The organism is Bacillus sp. LH1, from assembly GCF_057924895.1.
In genome coordinates this window covers 1,312,840-1,328,979 of record NZ_CM175007.1, presented here as the reverse complement: position 1 = coordinate 1,328,979, position 16,140 = coordinate 1,312,840, and the positions used below count along the sequence as shown (strand labels likewise).

At 35.6% G+C, this 16,140-nt stretch carries 15 protein-coding genes; 4 read left to right on the top strand and 11 right to left on the bottom strand.

Annotated features, from left to right (window positions below; all coding sequences use genetic code 11):
* Positions 1-2 precede the first annotated feature (2 nt).
* Both ACX9TM_RS06960 and ACX9TM_RS06955 read right to left on the bottom strand, forming a co-directional pair.
* Entirely contained in the window at positions 3-674 is a 672-nt protein-coding gene (locus tag ACX9TM_RS06960) for a response regulator transcription factor (RefSeq protein ID WP_001046398.1), read from the bottom strand.
* Entirely contained in the window at positions 667-1,641 is a 975-nt protein-coding gene (locus tag ACX9TM_RS06955) for a YncE family protein (protein WP_001234151.1), read from the bottom strand. Before ACX9TM_RS06955 ends, ACX9TM_RS06960 begins: the two co-directional genes overlap by 8 nt.
* A 136-nt stretch (positions 1,642-1,777) precedes the next feature.
* On the opposite strand from ACX9TM_RS06955, the gene ACX9TM_RS06950 reads away from it, so the two are divergent.
* The 4 genes from ACX9TM_RS06950 to ACX9TM_RS06935 all read left to right on the top strand — a co-directional run bounded on the left by ACX9TM_RS06950 (position 1,778) and on the right by ACX9TM_RS06935 (position 7,031).
* Positions 1,778-2,893 carry a CdaR family transcriptional regulator gene (locus ACX9TM_RS06950; protein ID WP_000898641.1) on the top strand — a complete coding sequence of 372 codons (1,116 nt, stop codon included), beginning with the start codon at positions 1,778-1,780 and terminating at the stop codon, positions 2,891-2,893.
* Positions 2,894-3,010: 117 nt separating this feature from the next.
* Positions 3,011-4,423, top strand: coding sequence for a glycolate oxidase subunit GlcD (gene glcD, locus ACX9TM_RS06945; protein WP_000890755.1), 1,413 nt, complete (start codon positions 3,011-3,013; stop codon positions 4,421-4,423).
* Positions 4,420-5,748, top strand: coding sequence for a (Fe-S)-binding protein (locus tag ACX9TM_RS06940; protein WP_000209620.1), 1,329 nt, complete (start codon positions 4,420-4,422; stop codon positions 5,746-5,748). Before glcD ends, ACX9TM_RS06940 begins: the two co-directional genes overlap by 4 nt.
* Positions 5,749-6,203: 455 nt before the next feature.
* A complete protein-coding gene (locus tag ACX9TM_RS06935; RefSeq protein ID WP_000747596.1) occupies positions 6,204-7,031 on the top strand; it encodes a CAP domain-containing protein in 828 nt (275 codons plus the stop codon).
* 40 nt (positions 7,032-7,071) lie between these two features.
* Here ACX9TM_RS06935 and ACX9TM_RS06930 read toward each other — a convergent pair whose 3' ends face one another.
* From ACX9TM_RS06930 to potA, 9 genes are all read right to left on the bottom strand, one after another.
* On the bottom strand, positions 7,072-7,683 hold the full coding sequence (locus ACX9TM_RS06930; protein WP_006917704.1) for a DUF1648 domain-containing protein: 612 nt from the start codon (positions 7,681-7,683) through the stop codon (positions 7,072-7,074).
* A gap of 91 nt (positions 7,684-7,774) precedes the next feature.
* Positions 7,775-8,698, bottom strand: coding sequence for an RluA family pseudouridine synthase (locus tag ACX9TM_RS06925; protein ID WP_065382272.1), 924 nt, complete (start codon positions 8,696-8,698; stop codon positions 7,775-7,777).
* A 100-nt stretch (positions 8,699-8,798) separates the two neighbouring features.
* Positions 8,799-9,215 carry a hypothetical protein gene (locus tag ACX9TM_RS06920; RefSeq protein ID WP_000490301.1) on the bottom strand — a complete coding sequence of 139 codons (417 nt, stop codon included), beginning with the start codon at positions 9,213-9,215 and terminating at the stop codon, positions 8,799-8,801.
* A 101-nt stretch (positions 9,216-9,316) separates the two neighbouring features.
* Positions 9,317-11,509 (bottom strand): MMPL family transporter, encoded by a 2,193-nt coding sequence (locus ACX9TM_RS06915; RefSeq protein ID WP_000856405.1) that lies wholly within the window; start codon positions 11,507-11,509, stop codon positions 9,317-9,319.
* Between the two features lie 110 nt (positions 11,510-11,619).
* Positions 11,620-12,267 (bottom strand): phosphatase PAP2 family protein, encoded by a 648-nt coding sequence (locus tag ACX9TM_RS06910; RefSeq protein ID WP_000727797.1) that lies wholly within the window; start codon positions 12,265-12,267, stop codon positions 11,620-11,622.
* A 59-nt stretch (positions 12,268-12,326) separates the two neighbouring features.
* Positions 12,327-13,376 (bottom strand): spermidine/putrescine ABC transporter substrate-binding protein PotD, encoded by a 1,050-nt coding sequence (potD, locus tag ACX9TM_RS06905; protein ID WP_000772484.1) that lies wholly within the window; start codon positions 13,374-13,376, stop codon positions 12,327-12,329.
* Positions 13,377-13,414: 38 nt separating this feature from the next.
* Positions 13,415-14,215, bottom strand: a complete 801-nt coding sequence (gene potC, locus ACX9TM_RS06900) for a spermidine/putrescine ABC transporter permease PotC (protein WP_000714192.1) — start codon at positions 14,213-14,215, stop codon at positions 13,415-13,417.
* 6 nt (positions 14,216-14,221) lie between these two features.
* Positions 14,222-15,070, bottom strand: a complete 849-nt coding sequence (potB, locus tag ACX9TM_RS06895) for a spermidine/putrescine ABC transporter permease PotB (protein WP_000715500.1) — start codon at positions 15,068-15,070, stop codon at positions 14,222-14,224.
* Complete coding sequence (gene potA / locus ACX9TM_RS06890) at positions 15,067-16,050, bottom strand: spermidine/putrescine ABC transporter ATP-binding protein PotA (protein WP_000720333.1); 984 nt, start codon at positions 16,048-16,050, stop codon at positions 15,067-15,069. The genes potB and potA overlap by 4 nt, the downstream gene beginning before the upstream one ends.
* Positions 16,051-16,140: the final 90 nt, after the last annotated feature.

Sequence of the window (16,140 nt, the reverse complement as noted above, 5' to 3'; positions counted from 1 at the left end):
CGTTACACCTCAAATTTATAGCCTACACCCCAAACAGTTTGAATGTAGTTTCCACTTTCTCCAAGCTTCAAGCGCATCGTTTTCACATGCGTATCTACCGTTCTTGTACTTCCGGCATAATCATATCCCCATACCTTTTCAAGTAATTGCTCCCGGCTAAATACTTGTCCTGTATGTTGGCAAAGAAAATATAATAAATCAAACTCTTTTACAGTAAGAGAAATCGGCTCACCACCCGCCTCTATTCGTCTACTTTTTTCATTGATAAGAATTGGTCCAAATTGAATCTCTTCTTGCTGTTCTTGCTTTGTATATCTTCTTAGCACAGCTTCCATACGGGCAACCAATTCACCAGGACTAAACGGTTTTACAATATAGTCATCTGCTCCCATACGTAAGCCGTTCACCCTATTCCACTCTTCACCTTTTGCCGTTAAAAATATAATCGGCACATCTGACGTTTTTCTAATTTCTTTACAAACTGAAAGTCCATCCATTTCTGGCATCATTATATCTAATACAACGAAATCATAATGATCCGTTTCTAGTTTTTTAAGAGCCTCTTTTCCATTCTCAGCTTCTCCCCACTCATATCCAAAGTTATCCAAATACATTCCAACAAGCTGTCTCATATCACTTTCATCATCTACAACTAGCACTCTATATTTATTCATTGTCCTTCCCTTCCCTCTCTATGAGTTGAAACGGTCCTTTTCCGACTTTAATTGTTTGTTTTATTTTCAAATTCTTCATATCTATAACGCACACTTCATCACTATCATAACTGGCTACATACCCTTCTGCTCCGCTCTCAAAAAATGCAAATGGATTCGACCCTACTTCTACAGAAGCTATTTCTTTATATGTGCTAATATCAAACTTTCTAAGTGTATTCGACCCATGACTGAGTGCATATACGTACTTACTATCCTTCGTTATATTCACAGGCATGAATGGAGCGTGTAAAGAACGCACCATTTCTCCACTCTGTAAAGAATACACTAACACTTTCTCATTTACTTGATTTCCATCACCATGTCCGCCAATCCATATTTCTTTCCCATCAGGACTAATCGTCGCTCCTGTTGATGCTGGCGGAATCATAAAGGATTGAATAACTTCTTTTTTCTTCGTATCAATTGTCGTTAGTTTCGTATCATAAAAGTTTAGTACAGATAACCGATTCTGATACTCTACCATCGTTATAGGCCCTTTTCCTGTTGAAACATTTCCTGTCTCTTTCCCATTTATCGTAAAGAACCTTACCTTTTGAACATTTTGATCAGCAGCAAATAATTGTTTTTTATCTGCTGATACGACCACATTTACAATGCCCTTTCCAGTTTTATATTTTCCCACTTGCCTTCCTTCCGCTAGTGAATATACATACATATATTCTAATTGCTTACCGTATACAAGTATTTCATCGCCATTTGGAAGCAGTGTGATTCCGGCCATTGGCTCATTTAGTTCCCATGTCGTAATTAACTTTTTATCTTTTTTATCAATAAAACTAATGCTGCCTTCTTTTATATTCGTAGTTATAATAACATTTTTATCTTTAGCAATTGGTGTATATGAACTTCCTTGACACCCTACTAGTAGAAATAAAAAACAGAGAAGAAAAACATACTTTCTCAAAAGATTCCCTCCATCTTCGGATGATTTCGTTATAATTGTAAAATAACAAATAAATGTGTGGAAAGTGTGAAATTTCTCTTTCTTACTCAATTTACATATATAATGTACAACAAATAGAATTTGAGGTGTGTCAATTATGCTATTTCCTGATTTAGCGAATAAAATTGTACGAGAAGTACGCAGACTAATTACAGAAAATATTATTATCATTAATATAGAAGGCGTTATTATCGCAAGTACAGATACAGAAAGAATTGGTCAATTTCATGAAGGTGCACTCCGCTGCGCCAAACAAAAGAAAACCGTCATCATTACAAAAGAAGATGAAAGGCGATTGCAAGGTGTAAAGGCTGGGATGAATCTTCCTTTATTATTTCATGATGAAGTAATTGGTGTCATTGGGATTACAGGAGAACCTGAAAATATTTCACGCTACGGAGAAATATTGCGTAAGATGACCGAATTATTAATTCATGAAAACTACTTTTTAGAGCAACTAGAACTTGAGCACCGTTCTTATGAAGCTTTTGTCTTTGATTGGCTTCAAAATACAGAGTGGTCCCCGAGTTTTCTTGATCGCGCCAAAACACTTGGCATTGATTTATATAAGAAAAAACAACTTATTTTGTTTTCTATTGGCAAAAATGACACGATGCTCCAGCGTAAAATATGGCAACACATACGTAATATTTTAACAAAAGAGCATCTATTTGTTCGTTGGGGAAATGATCGTTTTATTTTATTTACAGCAACGAGCTCAAAAGAGCAAACTTATCAATTTTTAAAACGGTTAAAACAAGACTGCGAAACTTTATTTTCTATTTCTTTATATATCGGGATTGGACAAACAGTTACCTCAAACAATATGAACATATGTTACGAACAAGCATTACGCGCTCTTTCTGTATCATTGGAAACGAAAAAAATTGTATTTAATGAAGATTTACGTTTAGAAATGTGTTTACAAGATATTTCTGCCGAAACGCGTGAACAATTTCTAGAGCGTACCATCGAAAACTTATTATCATTTCCTGAGCTTATACATACTTTGCGCTTATTTATCGATTATAACCAATCTTATAAACAGACGGCTAAACAATTACATATACACATTAACACATTACATTACAGGCTAAAAAAGATTGAAGAACATACAGGACTTGATCCAAAACAATTCAAAGACTTAAACGTTTTATACTTCGCACTCCTCCTATTAGATGATCATACAAAAAAGAACGATAAAACAGATTAATCTTTAGATGATTATACATAGAAAGAATCCCTCGACTTTTTTATCATTATAATGAAAGCACTGTTACCACGTTGTTTATTATAACTAAACACGTTAACAGTTTGAGGGGGATTTCCAATGTTAGAAAAACAAATTATTCATTCATTCGTATCTATTGTTGGCGAAGATAATGTAGATACATCCAATATGGGGCGTTTAACTTATAGTTATGATGCCACTCCAAACTTCCAAGCAATGCCTGATGCAGTCATTGCTCCTCGTAATACAAATGAAGTAGCTGAAGTGTTAAAAGTATGTAACACTCACAAAATTCCTGTGTATGTGCGCGGGTCTGGAACAAATCTTTGCGCAGGAACATGTCCACTTGAAGGCGGTATCGTCCTTATTTTCCGCCATATGAACAATATTTTAGAAATTGATGAAGAAAACTTAACAATTACTGTACAAGCTGGTGTCATTACACTTGATATTATTAAAGCGGTAGAAGAAAAAGGTTTATTTTATCCACCAGATCCAAGCTCGATGAAAATTTCTACAATCGGCGGTAATATTAATGAAAACTCAGGTGGATTACGCGGTTTGAAATACGGCGTAACACGTGATTATGTAATGGGGCTTGAACTTGTCTTACCAAATGGCGATATTATTCGCACTGGTGGTAAATTAGCAAAAGATGTAGCTGGTTACGATTTAACTCGTTTATTTATCGGTTCTGAAGGAACACTTGGCGTGGTAACAGAAGCTATATTAAAACTCGTTCCTATGCCTGAAACAAAGAAAACAATGCTTGCACTATATGAAGATATTAATGAAGCTGCACGTGCTGTTTCTTCTATTATTGCAAATAAAATCATTCCAGCAACACTGGAGTTCTTAGACCAACCGACAATTGAAGTAGTAGAAGAGTTTGCGCAAATCGGTTTACCTACAGATGTAAAAGCAATTTTATTAATTGAACAAGACGGCCCTCCCGAAGTAGTCAATCGAGATATTGAAAACATGGCTAATGTTTGCCGCTCTATGAATGCAGTTGATGTTCGTATTGCAAAAGACGAAACAGAAGCAGATGCGCTTCGTACCGCTCGCCGTAGTGCTCTATCAGCGCTCGCACGATTAAAACCTACTACAATATTAGAAGATGCGACTGTACCACGTTCACAAATCGCTCCGATGGTTGAAGCTATTAATGCCATTGCAAAAAAATATAATATTCCTATTTGTACGTTTGGACACGCTGGTGATGGTAATTTACATCCAACTTGTATGACAGACGCTCGTAATGCAGAAGAAATGCACCGAGCTGAACAAGCTTTTGCTGAAATATTTGCGAAAGCAATTGAACTTGGTGGCACAATTACTGGTGAACATGGTGTTGGTGCAATGAAAGCTCCATATTTAGAAATGAAATTAGGTAAAGAAGGTATTGCAGCTATGCAAGGAATAAAGCAAGCTTTCGATCCAAATAACATTATGAATCCTGGAAAAATGTTCGCGAAAGACACTCGAAAAAGAGTGGTGGTTGAGCAATGACCACATTAAATAAAGAAAATATTCAAAAAGAATTTAAAGAACGATTAAGTGAAGATGAATTACTAAACTGTATGCGATGCGGTTTTTGTTTACCTACTTGTCCTACCTACATTCAATCCGGATATAAAGAGTCACATTCACCACGCGGACGTATCGCATTAATGAAAGCAGTCGTTGATGGTTTAATCGAACCAGATGAAGATGTTGAACATACATTAAACGTTTGTCTTGGTTGCCGTGCTTGTGAACCTGTTTGTCCATCTGGTGTAAATTATGGACATTTATTAGAAGAAGCTCGTGATATTATTAATCAAAATAAAAAATTCTCAGTGCCAGTGAAAGCTGTTCGAAAAGTCGTTTTTGAAGGACTATTCCCCCATCAAAATCGAATGAGAACATTAACTGGACTAATCGGATTTTATCAACGTTCTGGTTTACAAACGCTAACACATAAAACAGGGATTATGAAGTTATTCCCTGAAACACTTGCAACGATGGATCTCGTTTTACCAAAAGTCCCTAAAATGAAAGCCATGAAAGATCGTCCTTCATTTTTACCTGCAGAAAGTACAAAGAAAAAACAAGTTGCATTCTTCACAGGCTGCTTAATGGATACGATGTTTTTAGAAACAAATAACGCAACGATGAAACTTCTTCAATTAGCTGGTTGTGATATCGTTATTCCAAAAACACAAAGTTGCTGCGGTGCATTGCATGGACATGCTGGTGAAAAGAGTGGAGCAAAAGAATTAGCAAAGCGAAATATAAAAGCATTCGAAGATTTAAACATCGACTATATTATTACGAATGCAGGTGGTTGCGGGGCTTATCTCGTAGACTATGATTATCTTTTAAAAGATGATCCGGATTGGGCTGAACGTGCTAAGCAGTTTGTTTCTAAAATTAAAGATATTACTGCTATACTAGTAGAACTAGACTTCCATAAGCGAACTGACTTACGACTCACGCCGCAAGTTATTACGTATCAAGACTCTTGTCATTTACGCAATGTTATGCGCACATCTTCTGAACCTCGTATGTTACTAGAGGCTATCCAAGGTGCAACATATCGAGAAATGAAAGATGCCGACCGCTGCTGTGGCTCTGCTGGTATTTACAATATTGTTCATTCAGAGTTATCAATGGAATTTCTAGATTACAAAATGGACCGTGTGCATGAAACAGAAGCAGCAACCATTGTTACTGCAAATCCAGGTTGTTTATTACAAATGAAATTGGGTATTGAGCGAGAAGGGCTTTCTCATAAAATGAGAGGAATTCACATTGTGGATTTATTATTAGAAGCAATTGAAACTAACTCGTAACATACGTAATAATAGGAAAACGGCTATCTCCTTCGTCTATGTAAAGAGATAGCCGCTTTTTTGTCTGCTACAACATTAAAAATATGTTACTTTATTATAAAAAAGAACAACAGAAACATTACAGTTTTGTAAAAATCAATCCATTATATTCCTCAAAAAAACGTTCAAACCATTGATACAATAGGATTCTTCATTTTCTATTTAGGTAACTTTATCCAAAAACCCCCTCTTAAAACCAAGTATAAAAACACTATAAATTCCTTTTATACTCTATATTTCTCTTATTTTTGCTCCCTTCTTCTCTTAGGATAAATTAGGTAATTTTAAAGTCTATGAATTTTTTTCCATCTTTTTTCTCGCAAATTGTATGCTACGATGAATTTGTCAGTCAGACAGGCTGTCAAAAACAAATCGTGTGAAAACAAATTAAAACTTTATATAGGGGGACACACATCATGAAAAAGCGTGTTTTATTATCTGTAGCTGCTGCAACAGCTCTTACTTTAGGAGTATCTTCTCTAGATGCACAAGCTGCAACAGTACAACCATCTAACGTAAAGGTTCAAAATATTCAGCATTCAAAAGTAATGATGAAACAAATGAGTCAACAAGAATTACAAGCATTCTTACAATCTATGGGAGTTGAATCATTAGCACAATGGCAACAAGGAAACTTCCAACCAAACTGCTTCATTCCTGGTCAACAACCTACTGAAAATGTTGTAACTGAGCAACCAACAGCTAAGCCAGAAACTCAAAAGCCAGTTGAGCAAAAACCTGCCGAGCAAAAGCCTGCTGAAGAAGTTCAAAAACCAGAAGCTCAAAAGCCTGCTGAAAACAACAATACTCAAAAACCTGCTGAACAAAAACCAGCTGAGCAAAAGCCTGCTGAAGAAGCAAAATCTTTAAGCGAGTTTGAACAACGTGTTGTTGAATTAACAAACGCTGAGCGTGCAAAACAAGGCTTACCAGCACTAAAAATCGATACTGAATTAAGCAAAGTAGCACGTATTAAGTCTGAAGATATGCAAAAAAACAACTACTTTGATCATAACAGCCCTACATACGGGTCTCCGTTTGACATGATGAAGAAATTTGGTATTTCTTATACATCTGCAGGCGAAAACATCGCTCAAGGTCAACGTACACCTGAAGAAGTAGTACAAGCTTGGATGAACAGCGCTGGACACCGTGCAAACATCTTAAATAACGGCTTCACTCACATCGGTGTTGGTTATGTAGAAAGCGGCAACTACTGGACACAACAATTTATTACGAAGTAAATAGATTAAAAGAGTCTTCTCATAATGAGAAGACTCTTTTTTAAGTTTCATAGCTTTCTATTATGTATGAATAGAAAATATATAACATAAACAACATAGATCCACAGCTTATTACACTAAGCAATACATAAAATCCCCACTCTAAGTTCAAAAACAATGAAAACAATATGCCACATGCCATCACTTGAAAAATCCGTCTACTCACTAAACAAATTTTTTGTAATTTAATTGGATCTTTTTCTTTTTCTTTGCCTTTTATTTTCTTAAATTCTTTACTCAGCATAAAAAGAAACATACTAATCCCAATCGTTAATCCTGTTTGAAAGGATATCAAATCCCCAAAATTAATAAAGAGAATAAGCGTATGAATAAACAACATAAATAACGTAATTTTCTTTATAAATCCGCCTATAATACCATGCTCTCTTTCATTAAACTTAAATATATTATGTGAAATAATATACAAAAATCCATATGAAAAAATAATAAAACAGGGAATAAATGCTACAACGACTTGTTTACTCATAAACTCGTTTGGCTGACCATTTACATTCCAATGTACTGCCATACGATTTGGTAAATAGGGATAGAGAAATAGAGTAAGTAAAAGACAAGCGAAAAATATTCCCAGTACATACTTATATTTAATCAAGTGATTCTCACCTCTCTTTTCTCTTAACGGCTTCGCTTCTTTTAGAGAAATCCCTGCAAAAATCTACTTTTTTCAAGTTAAAACTTATACTTTACGCATTTTCTTTTTGAAATTCTTTTATTTTATTATTTAACTTTGTAGGAAACGGCACATCAACTTCAATCGCTTCTTTCGTAATTGGATGCAAGAAATGTATCTTCATCGCATGCAATGCTTGACTGGACATATATTTTGTTTGTCCACCATATAATACATCCCCAACTAATGGATTACCATTATGACTCATATGAACACGAATTTGATGTGTTCTACCCGTTTCTAATTGTAACGTTACGAGAGTCGTGTTTTGCTTCTTAAAATACTTTTCTACTTTATAATATGTGATAGCTTGGTCACCTTTTGGAGAAATACGACGCCTTGTAGCATGATGGCGATCCCTTCCGATAGCAGCATCAATCTTTCCTTGTTTCTTCTTTACTTTCCCTTCAACGAGCGCTGCGTACGTTCTTTTAATTTTTCTTTCCATTAATAAGCGATCCATAATTGAACCAGCAATTCTATGCTTAGCAAACACGACACCACCTGTCGTATCTTTATCTAAACGATGAATATGACGCACCTTCGTCTCTAAACCTTGCATTTGAAAATGAAAAGCAACAAGGTTTGCAAGCGTCCCGGTTCCACCTTTTTCAGCAGGGTGTGTGTCCATTTGCTCTGGTTTATTTACGATAAGTACGTGATCATCTTCGTATACTACATGTAATTCACCATATTCTGGATCTACACCGTACTCTTCCTCCGCAAACATATGGACTTGTAACTTATCGTTCTCTCTTAAAAGCTCATTCCATCTTCTTTGTTCCCCGTTAACCGTAACACCTTTTTCCATACGAAGCTGATGTAATAGCTTTTTCGGTATTTCCCATTCTACTTTTAATACCGATTCAATACTTATACCATTCCATTTAGCTGGAACGGTAATTTCACACCATTCACCCTTTTTCTTTGTTTCCATACTGTTTATCACCTTATTTCTATTGATTCTCTCATTGTAACGGAAAACACACTTTGATGCACCGTCAAAAATAGAGGACAGTCTTATAATAGACTGCCCCTCAAGCTCTAAGTCTTTTCATTTCTAACAATACTTCTTCAGCTTTTTGTTCATACGATAAATCCTTAAAGAAATCCGCCAACCTTTTATAATCATTGTAAGCATCTAATAAATCGTCCATCTTTTCTATTTTCATCACTTGTTGTTTTTGTTTCATTTTTACTGGATAGCGATAACCTGATACTTCTTGTATTTTGTAATACTCATCCTCTACTTGAACGACCTTTACAAGTTCTTCCTCTTCTGCATCCATCGTATACCCGTCAAATTCTCTAAGTAGTTCATAAATGATATGAGTCCATTCATCTTTTGGATAAAATCCTTTTTCTAACCGATAACCGACAATGCGATACATATGCCCATCGTTCTCGGCAAACTGTACTGTATCATTTAACTTAAACTTAAAATAACGAAACATTGCCTTCACCTACTTATTATGTAATGTTCTTATCACATACTATTTGCAAAATGTAGGCTTTGCTATTCATAAAAAATGCTCATCATATTGATGAGCATTTTTTACGATGATTTTTCTCGTTTTTTTCGAAATGGTAACCACCAGTTCCAGTCTCCAAATAACTTCATTAAGCTTGGTACGAGCATAAGACGAATAATTGTTGCATCAAGAAATATTGCTAATGCAACGCCAAGACCCATCTGCTTTACTGGTAAAATATCAGTAAATGCGAATGCACCAGTTACAACAATCATTATTAAAGCAGCTGATGTAATGATTCTACTTGTTGAAACGAGCCCTTCTAACGTTGCTTGATCGTTATCTCCTGTTTCTTCATAGAGCTCATGAATACGTGAAATAAGAAATACTTCATAATCCATACTAAGCCCAAATACGAGGCCAAAAATGAAGATTGGTAAGACAAACAGAACCGGACTTGCTTCTAAACCGAAATGACCACCTTCAAATAACCAAACAACAATTCCAATGGTTGCACTTAAACTAAGTATATTCATAACAATTGCCTTAATTGGAATGAGTATAGATCGGAATGCAAATAATAATATAACAAAGGTCGATCCAAATATAACAGACATACCAATTACAACTTTATCTTTAATTTCATCTTCTAATTCTTGTTGAAACGTCGTCATTCCGCCTAGATAATACGTAACATCCGTTTCTTTATAGTTCTTTTTAAAGTCACGTACCCACTGTTTTGCAGTCTCTGTACGTGGTTTTGTTTTCAAAAATATTTCTATCGTCGTCTTATTCCCTTGCGTGTATGCTTCAAATACAGGAGCTAGTTTCGCTGATTCTGGCGACTGCAACATTCCAACAACTTGATCTGCTTTCATTCCAGTTAACCCGTCGTATAAACTTCTTACTTCATGTACTTTCTTATCACCTTTTAACTTTTGAACGACTTCTTCTATCTTTTGTAGACTTTCTTTTTCTTTCATATCTTTTTTCGTCTCTACAACTAACGTAACATCAGCGTGTGTTTTGACAGTTTCATTAAATGCTTCTTCATACTTTTCATATGCAATCCTTGTATCACTCTTTTCAGGTAAAGCTTCAACACCAGGGAACTGCAAATTAGCTGTACGTAACGGTAATAAGCAAATAACAATAAATGTTGTAACAACAATAATCATTGCAATTGGATGTTTCATCACAAATTTTGCAAATTTACGCCATGCTTTTGCCGGCGTATGTGCTACTTGATTCTTTTTTAATATTCTTTTACCGATTAACGATAATAGTGCTGGAAGAAGTGTGAGTGAGAATAAAATACTCATAATGACAACAATCATTCCGCTAATCGCGACAGATTGAATATAATCTATCTTAAAGAAAAACAAACCGGATAACCCAACAAATACGCATAATCCTGAAAATACAATCGCACGTCCTGCCGTTTGATATGTAATTGCTATCGCTTCTTTTACCGTTCGTTTAGCAACTTCCTCTCGAAAACGGTTCACAAATAATAGCGCAAAATCAATAGATAATGCAAGTCCAATCATCGGTGCAACGTTTAACACGAAAATAGATAGTTCTTTATCAACACCGATGAAATACAATATACCCATCGTACTAATAACACTAAGCGCCCCATTCAAAATCGGTAAAATTGATGCCAAAAGGCTACCAAACGAAAATAGTAATACAAGAAACGCAATTGGTAATCCAATCATCTCTGCTACTTTTAAATCATTTTGCGTTCTTTCATTAATCTCTTTATTAATTTTCGGAAACCCTGTAGGTGTTACTTTTAATGCTATATTACTTTCTTTCTCAATCTCATCAGCAAATTGTAATGTCTTTTCCATTCGTTCCTTATTTGTTTTCCCGGAAAATAAAATTGTCGCATAGCCGATGTCATCTTGTAGCATTTCTTTATTTTGGATTGGGTGATGGAAAGATTCATAGTTCTCTTTCTCTTGAACATTCTTTACAATTTCATTTATTCGCTTTTTAAATTCCTCATGCGAAGCATCTTTATTTTTCTCAAAAACGAGCAGCAGCGTATCTTGAGACTTCTTAAAATCTTTATCTAAAATTTCTTTCGTTTTTTGATAGTCGCCTTCCGTTTGGAAACCGTCACCACCTAATACTCCCGGTAGCTTTGGAGCAAAAATCCCAAGTGCGATTGCGAGCAACAGTAACGCTACAATTACTGTATAACGAAACTGATACAAAAAGGCTCCTAACTTCCCCCACTTATCAACTTTATGTACATTTGTCTTCACACATTTTCACCTACTTTACATAATTCAATTGTCACTTATACTGTATCACATCTTGATATAAACAAAAAACGTCTGGAAAAACTATAATAATAGTTTTTCCAGACGTTTTTCTATCTCTCTTTATTAAGCCCTAATCTCTCAGTAAGTAAACGATGGTAGTAAATCGCGATAATTAACAAAATACCACCTACGCAGTACCCAGCTAAAATATCAGTTGGGTAATGTACATTTAAAATGACTCTACTTAATCCAATCGATAGAATTACTATACCCATCAAAATCGTTGTGACACATTTCCCAGCTACGCTTTTCAAATTAGCAGCAATGATATAAGTAAGAAATCCAAATGTCATAATTGATAGCATTGCATGTCCACTAGGAAAACTATATCCAAGTGCATCTAGCGCTTCATTTAATGACGGACGTTCTCTCTTTACAATCTCTTTTATCCCTTTATTCACAAGATGTGTTACTAAAATTCCCATTGGATATACAATCATCGCAGCATAATAACGCTTCTTCCAAAAAACAAGCAAACTTATAACGAGCGTAGCGACTATCCCAATTGCTGATCCCAATTTTGTAAAGTACGAGAAAAATGTAAGAGAACTTTCCGTTTGTAGCCCTCTTACTAATCCACGGACATATGTATCCATCACTGTAACGCCACCTGCATGTACGCGCCAAGCAACAATACCAAATACAGCAAATAACAAACCGATACACATTACCTCATACTGATGTAACTTCTTCTTCAAACGATTTCCTCCTACTATGAAAAAATGCGATTTCTACTTTAGAAACCGCATTTCCTTGCTTATTTACCTTTTGTTTTTAGCTCTGTCCAGTAACGATCATAGTCTTTTAACTTATCGTCTACATCAACAAGCCATTCTGTACGATCTAACTCTTCTTTCGTTAAGAAAATCATGTGATTATCACGGTATTCTTTACTATGAAGAGGATGAGCTTTTTCATTTGGATTACTGTAACCAATTGACTCGTAGTTTTTCACACTTACTTTTTCATCTAGTAAGTAGTTCATAAATTTCTCAGCAAGCTCTTTATGTTTTGCACCTTTTGGAATTGCTAACGTATCAGCCCAAATTGTGCCGCCTTCTTTTGGTACAACATATTCTACATCTTTATTATCTTTTGCGATAAATGCTGCATCTCCAGACCAAACTGTTCCGATCCAAGCATCTTCTGTAATGAATTTTTGTTTAATGTTATCTGTATCAAACGCTAATAAGTTTGGAAGCAGCTTCTTTAAATCATCTGCTGCTGTCTTTAATTGTGCATCGTCTTTCGTACTGTTTGAGAACCCGTGCTTCTTAAGACCCATTCCTAATACTTCACGAGAATCGTTTAGTAACGTTACATGTCCTTTATATTTCTCATTCCATAAGTCAGCCCAGCTTGTAGGTGCTTCTTTCACATACTTTTTATTGTATGCAATCCCTGTTACACCCCAAGTGTACACTAAAGAATATTTATTCTCTGGATCAAACGCAGGTGTTTTAAAATTAGAAACCATGTTTTCGATATTCGGGATATTCTTTTTATCTAACGGTGCTAATAAGTCCATTTTCGCCATTGTTTTAACCATGTAATCAGACGGCTGGATTAAGTCATACTTTGCGCCACCAGCTTGTAATTTCGCAAGCATTTCTTCATTACTTGCGTACTTGTCATAGTTAATTTTCACATTATACTTCTTTTCAAAATCTTTTAGCACTTGCTCATCAAAATTGTCAGCCCAACTATAAATATTTAATTCTTCTTTCTTTTCACCACAACCAGCAAGCACACCAGCAACAAGGCTAAAGCTAATTGCTGCGCCAGCTATTCTTTTCATTAATTTCATCGGTTTATTACCCCCTTGTACTTTCTATATCGTTCGTATTATAAAGGAAGGTGTCCTCCAGAGTTTTCTTCACCATCTGCACCTTTGTTTCGGAAGATTTCAGATAGAACCATTAATCCTACGATAGCAACAATTAAAATTGTAGAAAGAGCATTAATTTCTGGTGATACTCCGCGCTTAACCATACTGTAAATGTATAGTGGCAATGTTGTTGATCCTGGTCCTGATACGAAGAAACTAATTACAAAATCATCAATTGATAATGTGAATGTTAATAATGCTGCCGAAATAACTCCCGGTGCAATTGCTGGGAACGTTACATAACGAAACGTTTGCCAAGGCGTTGCTCCTAGATCATTTGCAGCTTCTTCTAAGTCACGTCCCATACTTGAAAGACGCGCAGCTAAAATAACAACAACAAACGAAATGCTAAATGTAATATGTGCAATAATAATCGTTGTTTGTCCAAGTTCCATTCCTAACTGACTGAAAAGAATTAGTAAAGATAATCCCATTAAAATATCAGGAATTAAAATTGGTAAATATACAAGGCCATTAATAGCCCCTTCGAAACGATATTTATAACGATGTAAAGCAATTGCAAAGAATACACCAAGTACCGTTGTCACAATCGTTGTTATAACTGCAATCGTAATACTATTTACAAATGCATCAATAACATCTTGTTTTTGAAATAAATCTGTATACCAATGGAATGTAAAACCTTCCCACTCCGCATTAATGCGAGAGTCGTTGAAAGAATAGACCATTAAAACCATCATTGGAAAATACAAGAATAACAAAATTAACCAAGAATAAGAAACTAAAAACTTCTTCATCTTTGCCTATTCCCCTCCGTTCTCATTATATTTATATACTTTCGTTGCACGATAATATAAGTAAATTAACAGAACAGAGAATAGAACAACGATAATCGATAACGCAGATCCAAACGGCCAGTCACGTGCACCTAAGAATTGATTTTGAATAACGTTTCCGATTAATGCTACTTTCGATCCGCCCATCACGTCTGATACAACAAACATTCCGATAGAAGAAACGAATACTAAAATAGAACCAGTCGCAATTCCTGACATCGTCATCGGCACTGTTATATTCCAAAATGCCTTTATTGGTGTTGCTCCTAAATCATAAGCCGCTTCTAGCTTACGCTTATCCAGCTGCTCAATTGCTGCATACACTGGTAAAATCATAAATGGTAATAAAGAATAGACCATTCCGAGTATTACAGAAGGAGTATTATATAATAAATTTAACGGTTCACTAATAATGCCCAGCTTTAATAACAACGTATTCACAAGACCTTGTGAACGTAAAATAACAATCCATGCGTATGAACGAACAAGAAAGTTAATCCAAAACGGGATCGTTGCCAATAATAAAAGAATAGAGCGGTATTTGCGGTCAACAATTGTAATTGTATACGCAAACGGATAACCAATTAATAAACATATTACTGTTGTAATAACTGCGATCTTAACAGTTTCCCATAACGTTCCTAAGTACAATGGATCAAATACACGGGATATATTCTCCAGCGTAAATTGCATTTCTACTGTCCCGTAAGCTCCGCGCTGCATGAAGGCGAATCCTAATACGAATACGAGCGGGATTAGGAAGAAAATTAGCAGCCACGCGACTGTAGGTAGTGCGAGTAATTTCCCTTTTTTCAATTTAAGGTCACCTCGTCCTCTTGCTCCCAGCCTACATATACATTATCTCCAATGCTCCACTGCGCTGCCTCTTCAGCAGTTTGATATGCCATTAGTAATTCTGATGTTTTCTCATCACGTACATAAAGCTTCTCCATATTTCCGACAAACTCAATATCTTCAATATGTCCAAGATGGTATTCTTTTAAAATTGGTTCTTCAACCGAACGTACTTTTACATTTTCAGGGCGAATTGCTACATAGCCTTCCCCGTTCTTCACAATATTATTTTCACCGATGAATGTCGCAACGAACAATGTTTTCGGCTTATTATAAATTTCTTTCGGCGTTCCGATTTGTTCGATATGTCCTTTATTCATAACGACAATACGATCGCTCATGCTCATTGCTTCTTCTTGATCGTGCGTTACGTATATGAACGTAATTCCTAAATTACGTTGTAAGTTTTTCAATTCACGTTGCAAGTCTTTTCGTAACTTAAAGTCAAGCGCTCCAAGTGGCTCATCTAATAGTAATACACGCGGATTATTTACAATCGCTCTTGCAATTGCAACACGCTGCTGTTGTCCACCAGAAAGCTTCGCAGGTTTACGATTACGGAACTCAAGTAACTGCGTTAAACGCATTGCCTCTTCAGCACGCTCTTTCTGCTCTGCTGCTGATACTTTCTGCATTTTCATACCAAAACAAATATTCTTCTCTACTGTCATATGTGGGAATAGTGCGTAATGTTGGAACACTAGGTTCATATGACGCTTATATGGCGGCAAATCGTTAATTCTTTCATCATCTAATAAAAGATTCCCTTTAGTTGGAGTTTCAAATCCTGCGATCATACGAAGTAAAGTCGTTTTCCCGCAGCCACTCGGCCCTAAAATTGTTAAAAACTCTCCCTCTTTAATATCTAAAGAAAGAGGTGGGATAATCACTTGATTTCCAAAATGTTTTTCAACTGCTTCAACTTTAATAATCTTTTTCATTTTCCCGTCCTATCTACCTTAAATTTTAAATTTTTATATTCATGAATAAATATTTATGTTCTATAGACTATTTTTTGTTTCGATCCAAAC

Coding starts and splice junctions, on each gene's coding strand:
- ACX9TM_RS06960 (WP_001046398.1), bottom strand. CDS start 674: ATGAATAAATATAGAGTGCTAGTTGTAGATGATGAAAGTGATATGAGA.
- ACX9TM_RS06950 (WP_000898641.1), top strand. CDS start 1,778: ATGCTATTTCCTGATTTAGCGAATAAAATTGTACGAGAAGTACGCAGA.
- glcD (WP_000890755.1), top strand. CDS start 3,011: ATGTTAGAAAAACAAATTATTCATTCATTCGTATCTATTGTTGGCGAA.
- ACX9TM_RS06940 (WP_000209620.1), top strand. CDS start 4,420: ATGACCACATTAAATAAAGAAAATATTCAAAAAGAATTTAAAGAACGA.
- ACX9TM_RS06935 (WP_000747596.1), top strand. CDS start 6,204: ATGAAAAAGCGTGTTTTATTATCTGTAGCTGCTGCAACAGCTCTTACT.
- ACX9TM_RS06925 (WP_065382272.1), bottom strand. CDS start 8,698: ATGGAAACAAAGAAAAAGGGTGAATGGTGTGAAATTACCGTTCCAGCT.
- ACX9TM_RS06920 (WP_000490301.1), bottom strand. CDS start 9,215: ATGTTTCGTTATTTTAAGTTTAAGTTAAATGATACAGTACAGTTTGCC.
- potD (WP_000772484.1), bottom strand. CDS start 13,376: ATGAAATTAATGAAAAGAATAGCTGGCGCAGCAATTAGCTTTAGCCTT.
- potC (WP_000714192.1), bottom strand. CDS start 14,215: ATGAAGAAGTTTTTAGTTTCTTATTCTTGGTTAATTTTGTTATTCTTG.
- potA (WP_000720333.1), bottom strand. CDS start 16,050: ATGAAAAAGATTATTAAAGTTGAAGCAGTTGAAAAACATTTTGGAAAT.